Raw genomic sequence first — 8,693 nt, 5'->3', positions numbered from 1 at the left:
TATTTTATATATTGTAGTAATTATAATCAGAGAATTAATTGTTTAAAAATAATGTATATTCATGTGCTTTAAAATAAAAATCGCTATTTTGAGTAAAATGAGTTGACAGCGCTTACAAAACCATGATAGATTATGGGCGAAGTCAAAGGGTGTTACTATTCGATTAGGCACGACCTGGGAAGAGTTAGAAAAACTATTCTTAGGTCGTTTTTTATTTGTTTCAAGAAAGGATGATGTCAATATAAGTTGATTTATTCGAAATATTTTACAGAAAAGAGTATTAGGTAAATGAGAGTAATCAAGAAAATTAACCATAATGCTGTTTTGGTAAATGATAATGAAACTGAGAAGATTGTTTTAGGTAAAGGAATAGGCTTTTCTGCTAAGCCAGGAGATAGTCTTGAACGAGAAATGGCAGAAAAAGTGTTTGTACTTGATTCCAAAGAGAAAACCAAGATGTTTAGTGAAATGGTTAATCAAATTCCCCTGGAGTATATCGAATTTTCAGAAGAAATCGTTAATTACATTAAGCAGCATATTTCCAAGCCTTTAGATTCAAATATTTTTATTGCGTTAACAGACCACATTTATTTTGCAATTCAACGACAGACTGATGATGCAAGTATTGCTGCCATCATGTTACCAGAGATGAAGATGTTGTACCCCGATGAGTTCAAAACTGCTCAAGGAGTTGTTGATTTAATCAATCAAGCTTATCAAACGCAACTCTCTATCAATGAGACTGGTTTTATTACAATGCATATTGTTAATGCAGAACTGGGTGAGCAGAATAGTTTCAATAGTCTGAGAATTATGGAAATTACCAAATTTATTTTAGATTATCTTGATGCGCATGGTTTTCAAGCTTTGAACAAAGATTCATTTTTATACAATCGTTTGATGATCCACATTCGCTTCTTAGTTCAAAGATTGATCTATGATGAATCAACCCAAGATACTGATCAATCATTATTTAAAGATTCGTTTAAAGATGGCCAGGAATACCGATTGGCTAATAAGATTGCTGAATTGGTCGAACAAAAGTATGACTTACAAGTTAACGAGAGCGAACGGTTATACTTAGCAATTCATTTAATGAGAATAAACAATAATATCAGGGCGTAACCGATTATTCGGGCGTGACCTCATGACATACATTTTTTGTGTATGCTATGAGGTCTTTTTTTATAGGAGGAAAGTATGGGAAAAGTAATTTTCAATTCAGATGATTTTGGATATAGCCGTGGCGTTAATTATGGAATCGTTGATGCGTATCAACACGGCATTTTAACTTCAACAACTTTGATGGCTAATATGCCAGGCTTTGAACAAGCGGTTAATTTCAAAAATGATTTACCTAATTTAGGAGTGGGAGTGCATTTAACACTGACTTGCGGTGATCCGCTCTTAAAAAATGTTGATACTCTAACTGATCAGGAGGGACATTTTAAAAAGTTAAGTTTTTATCATGACCCCGATTTTCAGATTGATTGGGACCAATTATATCAAGAGTGGAATGCTCAAATTCAAAAAGTCTATCGTGCCGGCATAATACCAACTCACTTGGACAGTCATCATCACACACATTCCTTTGGCAAAAATCAAGAAGTAGTTATTGCGTTGGCTAAGAAATATGATCTACCGGTGCGCAGTAATTTTGAACGGCATAACGAAGTTAAACATACTGATTATTTCGAGCCTTACTTCGATGATGTGGGTGAAGAAGATCAAAACAAGTGGCAAACAAATCGTACTAGGGAACAACAAATTGAAGAGTTACTGATTCAGTTACGTAGCGATGAGACGAGTGAAGTCATGTGCCACACTGCCTATATTGATCAAACTTTGAAAAATGGTTCGAGCTTTACGATCCCTAGGGTCAATCAAGTGGAATATTTGATAGATTCAGATTTTGCTCAAGAAGTTAGGGATGATGCAGAAATTGAATTAGTAAATTATGGAGATATTTTTAATTAGGAGGATGGAAAAATGGGTGGATTTAAAAAAGGTTTACAGAACTTAGGCCGTGCTATGTTGCTACCAGTAGCAGCCTTGCCTTTAGCCGGATTAATTTTAAGATTAGCTGCCCCAGATATGTTGAACGTACCGATTTTGATGGCAGCTGGTAATGCCGTATTTGGAAATTTAGATATTTTATTTGCAATAGGTGTCGCTATTGGTTTTGCCAAAGCGAAGGACAAAGGGATTCCTGCTCTAACAGGATTTCTAGCCATTATTACTTTGAAACAAGGTTTGGAAATCATCAACAAATCGATCGATATGGGGATTTTTGGTGGAATCATATCTGGTTTGATTGCTGCCTGGACATACAACCGTTTTAAAAATCAAAAATTACCAATGGTCTTTTCTTATTTTGGTGGTGAGAAATTCCCACTGACAATGGTATTGGTTTTCCAAACGATTTCAGCAGTTGTATTCGGTTATATTTGGCCAATCATTCAAGCCGGGATCGATCAATTTGCCAAGCTATTAATGGGTATGGGAGCGTTTGGTGTCGGAATTTTTATGTTTCTCAATCGACTCTTGATTCCATTTGGACTGCACCACGTTATGAATACTTATGTTTATTATGATATGGGTAAATATGTCGCACCGAGTGGCAAAATTTTTCATGGAGAAATTACTCGTTTTATCAATGGAGACCCTAACGCCGGACTGTTCTTATCAGGATTCTTTGTAATTATGATGTTCGGTGTTCCCGCAATCTGTTTAGCAATTTATAACGCCGCTTATAAAGATAGAAAAGATGAAGTCAAAGGTATCATGGGTGGTGGCGCTACAACATCTTTTGTAGCCGGAATCACTGAACCAGTTGAATTTACATTTATGTTTATCTCACCAATGCTTTATGTAATACATGCTATCTATGCCGGACTAGCTGGTTTTGTCTGTGCCTTGTTGAATATTAAAATAGGGTTTACTTTCGGATCTAGTATTATCGATTACTTGATCAACTTCAAAATTGCGACGAATCCGATTTTAATTTTACCGGTGGGACTTGCCTTCTTCGCCCTTTACTACTTCACTTTCTATTACGTGATCAAATTGAATAGCATCCCAACTATTGGGCGTGAAGAGCAGCATGATTATGGGACTGAGGCAACTGATGAAGAAGAAAACCTCTCAATGGGTAGTAAGAACTACGGTTATACCGCTAAGAAGATGCTCCAAGCTTTTGGTGGAAAAGATAATATTGAAGATGCTTATAGTTGTAACACAAGATTAAGAGTTGAAGTAAAAGATCCATCGGTTGTTGATGAACAAAGAATCAAGCAGATGGGTGTCAGTGGCATTATCAAGCCGACAGAGAATAATTTCCAAGTAGTTATTGGTTTGGAAGTGACTTATATCATGTCCGAATTTGGTAAATTACTTGAAGCTGACTAAAGGAGAAAAATATGTTTTTTCAAAAAAAGAAAGTATTAAAAGCAGTCGCTAATGGACAAATCATTCCTTTATCAGAAGTAAACGATGAGGTCTTCTCGGCTAAGATGATGGGAGCAGGTTTTGCTATCAAAGATCATGACGGGAGAATTCATGCTCCAATCAGTGGAAAAATCGAGAGCGTTTTTCCAACGCTACATGCTATTACCATCAAAGCTAATAACGGCGTTATGGTATTAGTTCACATGGGCCTAGATACAGTTGATCTAAAAGGAGAACCATTTGATCTCTTGGTTCATCAAGGTGACTTAGTTAGCGAAGGTCAAGAGATTGCCCGGATGAATCTAAAACTGTTAACAGAGAAAAATAAGGATAGTACCGTGATAGTCGTTTTACCTGACGTTCAAAACGGGACAGTCACTGAAAGTACAACTAGTTCTATTTCCGATATTGCATTTAAATTTTAATCAAAATCGAGGGCAGGTATATAAAATGAAAACTGAAAATCTACATATAACAATTGCAGGCGGTGGAAGTACTTATACACCCGGAATCATCATGGCAGTATTAAATAATATTGACCGTTTTCCAATCTCAGCGATCACTCTTTACGATATTGATGAAGAACGCAACGACGATATGTTCTTGATCATTCGATACATGTTACAAAATAACAATCTACCAGATGTATCGCTTGTGCAAACTAGTGATCCAGAAGAAGCCTTTAGAGACGTCGACTTTGTCTTCTCACAAATTCGTGTTGGTGGAATGGAAATGCGAGAAAAAGACGAGAAGATACCATTAAAATATGGCTTAGTTGGTCAAGAAACGTGTGGGTTAGGAGGATTTGCTTACGGATTACGTTCAATCGGTGGGTTGTTGGAAATCGTAGGCTTTGTACAAAAATATTCACCTCAAGCTTGGATACTCAACTATACTAATCCGGAAACTTTAATTTCCGAAGCAGTTCGTCGAGTATATCCGCACGTGAAAATGCTCAATGCATGTGATATGACGATTTCTTTAGAAGAAACCATTGCCAGAAATTATGGTTACGATCGTGAGAATTGGATTCCTCAATATTATGGATTAAATCACTTCGGTTGGTACACTTCGATTTATAATAAGAAGTTAGAACGAGATGTAATGCCAGAATTGATTCAAAAGTTACAAGAACAGCCCATGAAAGTTGCTTCCTTCAACTCTGGTGACAATTCATGGCAAGATGCTTGGGACATGCTAAGCAAGATTTCGACCAACTTTCCAGATCAAATTGCCAATAATTATCTGGAGTACTATCTTTATTCTGATGAGGTGGTTGAACACGCTGACCCTAACTACACTCGGGCTAATCAAGTCATGGATGGCCGTCTAAAGCATACTAAAGAAGTTGCAGAACTGATTCGTCGGGGAGAAACTGGAGATGTCATCGATTTTGATTTTGGAGAACACGGTCAATATATTGTAGATATGGCTACCTCGATTCTGAATGATGAACATCGTCGCTTTATGTTGATCGTTCCTAATTTTGGGGCAATTCCTAATTTACGTGAGGATGCCGTGGTTGAAGTTCCAGCCTATGTGGGACGTCTAGGTGCGGAGCCAATTGCTATGCGTCATCATATTAATGATTTCCATAAAGGCTTGATGGAAGCTCAAAACGCAGCTGAAAAATTACTAGTTGATGCTTTCTTTGAACATTCATATTCTAAGGCTCTTCAAGCCTTCACCCTGAACCAGACTGTCAATTCAGCCCAGAAAGCTAAAAAAGTTCTCGATGAAATGATTATTGCTAACAAAGATTACTGGCCAGAATTGAAAAAAACTGAAATAGCTGTTAAAGAATAACCGATATTATGAGCATCCTTAAAAGGGGTGCTTTTTTCGTTAACCATGTATAATACGAGTAAGTAATAGTTTGAGAAAGTGGTGATGACCTTGTCAAAATCAAAGTATCTTCTTGACGACTCTGATTTTCATCAATATCGTGATTTATTTTTATATTCGTTTAATCTGCCTGAGGACAATCCCTATCGTGCAATTCTGAAACGAGTCTTTACCAATTCACGTGTTTACGGGATCAAAACGGCTGATGAGTTACAGGCCTCAGTGACTAGTATCCCTTTTGAAGTGAATTTCTTTGATAAGAATATACCTATGGCGGGTATAGCTAATGTCATGAGCGCTCCAGAATATGTTCAGAATAACAGTATCGACAAGTTAATGAAGCAGGCTTTTACCGACATGCACCAAAAGAATATCCCGATTTCATATTTGGGACCGTTCTCGTATGACTATTATCGGCGATTTGGTTATGAGCAGGTGTTTGAAGGTTTACAGATAACGATGCTGTTTACCAATTTGATTAGGTATAAGCAGTCTTTTATGGGCCATTTAAAACGTTTTAAATATTCAGAGGCTCAGGATTTGATTGGTGAACTGTTTGCTGAGCATAACGATTCCGCAACGATCATTCGTGATAATTGGTGGTGGGAAAATCTTGCAATAATGTTTCCCAAGGATCGATTAGCCGTTTACTATAATGAATTCAACGAGGTTAATGGTTATGTTCGATATGCTTTGGAAGCGGAGAACTTCGTGGTGAGAGATATGTATTATCAATCGCCGGATGCATTTATTGGCCTAATTCATTTTATAAATAAACACCGATCAGTTTATAAAAATATTATTATCAATTCGACCGATATCAATTTGAAAGTCAATAATTTTACAACTGATCCATCCCAAGCTCAGGTCATGATCAAACCTTCAATGATGGCAAGAATTGTTGATTTTAAACGATTCCTTCAACAATATCCTTTACAAGTCGATAATATGGAAACAATTGAGTTGGAAGTTAATGATTTCTTGTCATGGAACAATCACATTTGGAAGCTGGTCGTAAAAGATGGACAAATAGGAATTGATAAATCAGATATTGAAATTCCCGAAGTAATCGTTGACGTTCAAACCTTAACTAAGGCGATGTTTGGTTATCAGTCATTAAAAGAGTCGTTTTTGGTGGGCAATGTTCAAGGTAATCAAGATAAAATCGAAGCTCTGGACAAACTGTTCATTCATCAAAAATCACAGTTAAAAGATAGTTTTTGATACGACATAGTTTTATCGCCAAGATTCACATCAAAGCCCTAAAGATAAAAATATCCTCTGACTCTTGAAGTCAGAGGATATTTTACGTTAATACGTTAAAATGCTTAGGATACGTTTCAGGTGGATTTTGTTATAATAGCCATGAAAACGATTATTAAGGAATATAATTATGGCTAATAATGATCTTCTTGCAGCACAAGTACGCTCCGCTTTAAAACAAGTTATCGATCCAGAACTAGGAATCAACATTGTTGATCTGGGTTTGATCTATGAAGTTGAAATAGAGCAACAGCATCATGCCGTTATAACGATGACTTTGACGACTATGGGTTGTCCATTGAGCGATATGTTACACGATGGCATTAAGGAAACGGTCGAATCTGTCCCAGGTGTTGAAAGCTGTGAAATACAGTTGGTTTGGTACCCACTATGGGATCTGTCCCAAATGAGCCCAGAAGCGAGAAAAACTTTGAGGATTCCTGAAGGGATGGAGTGGTTAAATGGAAAAAATAATTGATTTTGAGGTTCCTATCAAAGAACTGGCCGATCAATATCCTGATTTTGTCTCAATCATGTACGATTTAGGCTTTACCAAAATTAAAGTTCCCGGAATGTTAGGCAGTGTAGGTAAATTTATTAATTTAAAAAAGGGTTCTCGGGCAATAGGAATACCATTGGATCAGATTGCCGCAAAATTCGTGGAGAAAGGTTATTCGTTAAAAAATTATGAGCCAAACAAATAGTATTCAGCGTCAAAAGAAGATAGTTGAAATTTTGAACTTTCTGCACCAGGGTGGCGACTTTGATGAAGCCAAAAAGATGTTTGATGAATCCTTTTCCAGTGTCGATGTCTCAGAGATAACTGCGGCAGAACGGGAATTGATTGCCAATGGCCTTAATCCGATGGAGATTCAGAATCTTTGCAACGTTCATGCAGCGGTCTTCAAAGGTTCGATCACCGATAACAAATCCACCCCCGCCTTTGAAAAACCAGGTCATCCAGTCTCGACGATGAAATTAGAGAACTTGGTGATAACTTCCTTGATCAACGACGAATTGTTACCATGTTTGAAGAAATGGCAACAAGATGGGAAAAATGAGCGTTACTTAAAACGTATGCGTAACGCATTAAAAGATTTAATGAAAATCGATAAACATTATACCCGTAAAGAAAATCTGATTTTTCCTTTGATGGATAAGTACGGTATTACGGCACCACCGAAAGTCATGTGGGGCGTTGATGATGAAATCAGATCTTGGATCAAAGAAGCTAACCAAATGGTCAATGCTGATCCTTTGCCTGATAAATACGCAATTGAAAAATCAATCGAAAAAGCCTCAAAAGAAGTCTTAGAGATGATTTTTAAAGAAGAAGAAATCATGATTCCCATGTTGGATGAGGTCGCCAGTCCCAATGATTGGTATGAAATTGAAAAAGAGGAACCAGAATTGGGGTATACTTTGATTTCCCAACCATTACCGTGGAAACCAACTGCTCAAGAAATTGAGGAAAGTAAAGGTAAGAAAACCTCTGATATCGCACAGGAATTGAATCAGATGGCAAAAAACTTAGCTGAATCACAGAATTTGACAGAACCTACTCAACCAAAACATTCGAAAAAGAAAATGCCAGTCCATGAAAAGATTCGTCAGCGTTCACAAACGATGCCTACCACGCTGGAGTTTCCTTCCTTGGAGGGCATTAATGTGAAGTTCGACAGTGGGTCAATGAATTTGCAGGAATTGACGGCGTTGTTCAAAATCCTGCCAGTTGATTTGACTTTTGTGGATGCAACAGATCATGTTAAATGGTTTTCAAATTCTGCTGATCGAGTTTTTCCACGAACTAAGGCAGTTATTGGTCGAGCGGTAGTTAATTGTCATCCGCCTAAGAGTGTGGATAAGGTTGAGAAAATTTTGCAAGATTTTCATGAAGGTAAGTCAGATAAAAACGAATTCTGGTTGAATCTGCATGGAAAAATTTTTGTATATATCCGTTATTATGCTTTGCGTGATGAAACTGGCACCTATTTAGGTTGTTTAGAAGTTACACAAGATGTCACGCATATTCGCAGTTTAACAGGTGAAAAGAAATTATAAGAATCTTTCGATAATAACTTGAAACGTATGTTCGTCTAAACTACTATTAGATTGATTAAGGAAATTACGGAGGGATT

The 8,693-nt window shown here is 37.0% G+C and carries 9 protein-coding genes; all 9 read left to right on the top strand.

The genetic code is table 11. The features are described 5' to 3' along the window. Positions 1 to 288: 288 nt before the first annotated feature. The 9 genes from ACG72T_RS01455 (at position 289) to ACG72T_RS01415 (ending at position 8,616) form a co-directional block, all read left to right on the top strand. Complete coding sequence (locus ACG72T_RS01455; RefSeq protein ID WP_395264162.1) at positions 289 to 1,125, top strand: PRD domain-containing protein; 837 nt, start codon at positions 289 to 291, stop codon at positions 1,123 to 1,125. A 75-nt stretch (positions 1,126 to 1,200) separates the two neighbouring features. Beyond that, a complete protein-coding gene (locus ACG72T_RS01450; protein WP_395264161.1) occupies positions 1,201 to 1,977 on the top strand; it encodes a carbohydrate deacetylase in 777 nt (258 codons plus the stop codon). Between the two features lie 12 nt (positions 1,978 to 1,989). Further along, positions 1,990 to 3,408: a PTS transporter subunit EIIC gene (locus ACG72T_RS01445; RefSeq protein ID WP_395264160.1), complete on the top strand. Its 1,419-nt coding sequence runs from the start codon at positions 1,990 to 1,992 to the stop codon at positions 3,406 to 3,408. An 11-nt stretch (positions 3,409 to 3,419) separates the two neighbouring features. Beyond that, positions 3,420 to 3,872, top strand: a complete 453-nt coding sequence (locus ACG72T_RS01440; RefSeq protein ID WP_395264159.1) for a PTS glucose transporter subunit IIA — start codon at positions 3,420 to 3,422, stop codon at positions 3,870 to 3,872. A gap of 25 nt (positions 3,873 to 3,897) precedes the next feature. Then, the gene (locus ACG72T_RS01435) at positions 3,898 to 5,253 is read left to right on the top strand and encodes a 6-phospho-alpha-glucosidase (protein ID WP_395264158.1); all 1,356 of its coding nucleotides are present in this window, start codon (positions 3,898 to 3,900) and stop codon (positions 5,251 to 5,253) included. Positions 5,254 to 5,343: 90 nt separating this feature from the next. Continuing rightward, positions 5,344 to 6,516, top strand: coding sequence for an enhanced intracellular survival protein Eis (gene eis / locus ACG72T_RS01430; protein ID WP_395264157.1), 1,173 nt, complete (start codon positions 5,344 to 5,346; stop codon positions 6,514 to 6,516). 169 nt (positions 6,517 to 6,685) lie between these two features. After that, complete coding sequence (locus ACG72T_RS01425) at positions 6,686 to 7,033, top strand: metal-sulfur cluster assembly factor (protein ID WP_395264156.1); 348 nt, start codon at positions 6,686 to 6,688, stop codon at positions 7,031 to 7,033. Then, a complete protein-coding gene (locus ACG72T_RS01420; RefSeq protein ID WP_395264155.1) occupies positions 7,017 to 7,259 on the top strand; it encodes a DUF1858 domain-containing protein in 243 nt (80 codons plus the stop codon). Before ACG72T_RS01425 ends, ACG72T_RS01420 begins: the two co-directional genes overlap by 17 nt. After that, positions 7,243 to 8,616 carry a DUF438 domain-containing protein gene (locus tag ACG72T_RS01415; protein ID WP_395264154.1) on the top strand — a complete coding sequence of 458 codons (1,374 nt, stop codon included), beginning with the start codon at positions 7,243 to 7,245 and terminating at the stop codon, positions 8,614 to 8,616. Before ACG72T_RS01420 ends, ACG72T_RS01415 begins: the two co-directional genes overlap by 17 nt. Positions 8,617 to 8,693: the final 77 nt, after the last annotated feature.

The organism is Companilactobacillus sp. FL22-1 (genome assembly GCF_043951805.1).
Taxonomy (GTDB): domain Bacteria; phylum Bacillota; class Bacilli; order Lactobacillales; family Lactobacillaceae; genus Companilactobacillus.
The sequence above is the reverse complement of the archived record's forward strand: the minus strand, read 5'-3'. Positions and strand labels throughout refer to the sequence as shown.

Coding starts and splice junctions, on each gene's coding strand:
- ACG72T_RS01455 (WP_395264162.1), top strand. CDS start 289: ATGAGAGTAATCAAGAAAATTAACCATAATGCTGTTTTGGTAAATGAT.
- ACG72T_RS01415 (WP_395264154.1), top strand. CDS start 7,243: ATGAGCCAAACAAATAGTATTCAGCGTCAAAAGAAGATAGTTGAAATT.
- ACG72T_RS01425 (WP_395264156.1), top strand. CDS start 6,686: ATGGCTAATAATGATCTTCTTGCAGCACAAGTACGCTCCGCTTTAAAA.
- ACG72T_RS01445 (WP_395264160.1), top strand. CDS start 1,990: ATGGGTGGATTTAAAAAAGGTTTACAGAACTTAGGCCGTGCTATGTTG.
- ACG72T_RS01450 (WP_395264161.1), top strand. CDS start 1,201: ATGGGAAAAGTAATTTTCAATTCAGATGATTTTGGATATAGCCGTGGC.
- ACG72T_RS01440 (WP_395264159.1), top strand. CDS start 3,420: ATGTTTTTTCAAAAAAAGAAAGTATTAAAAGCAGTCGCTAATGGACAA.
- ACG72T_RS01435 (WP_395264158.1), top strand. CDS start 3,898: ATGAAAACTGAAAATCTACATATAACAATTGCAGGCGGTGGAAGTACT.
- ACG72T_RS01420 (WP_395264155.1), top strand. CDS start 7,017: ATGGAAAAAATAATTGATTTTGAGGTTCCTATCAAAGAACTGGCCGAT.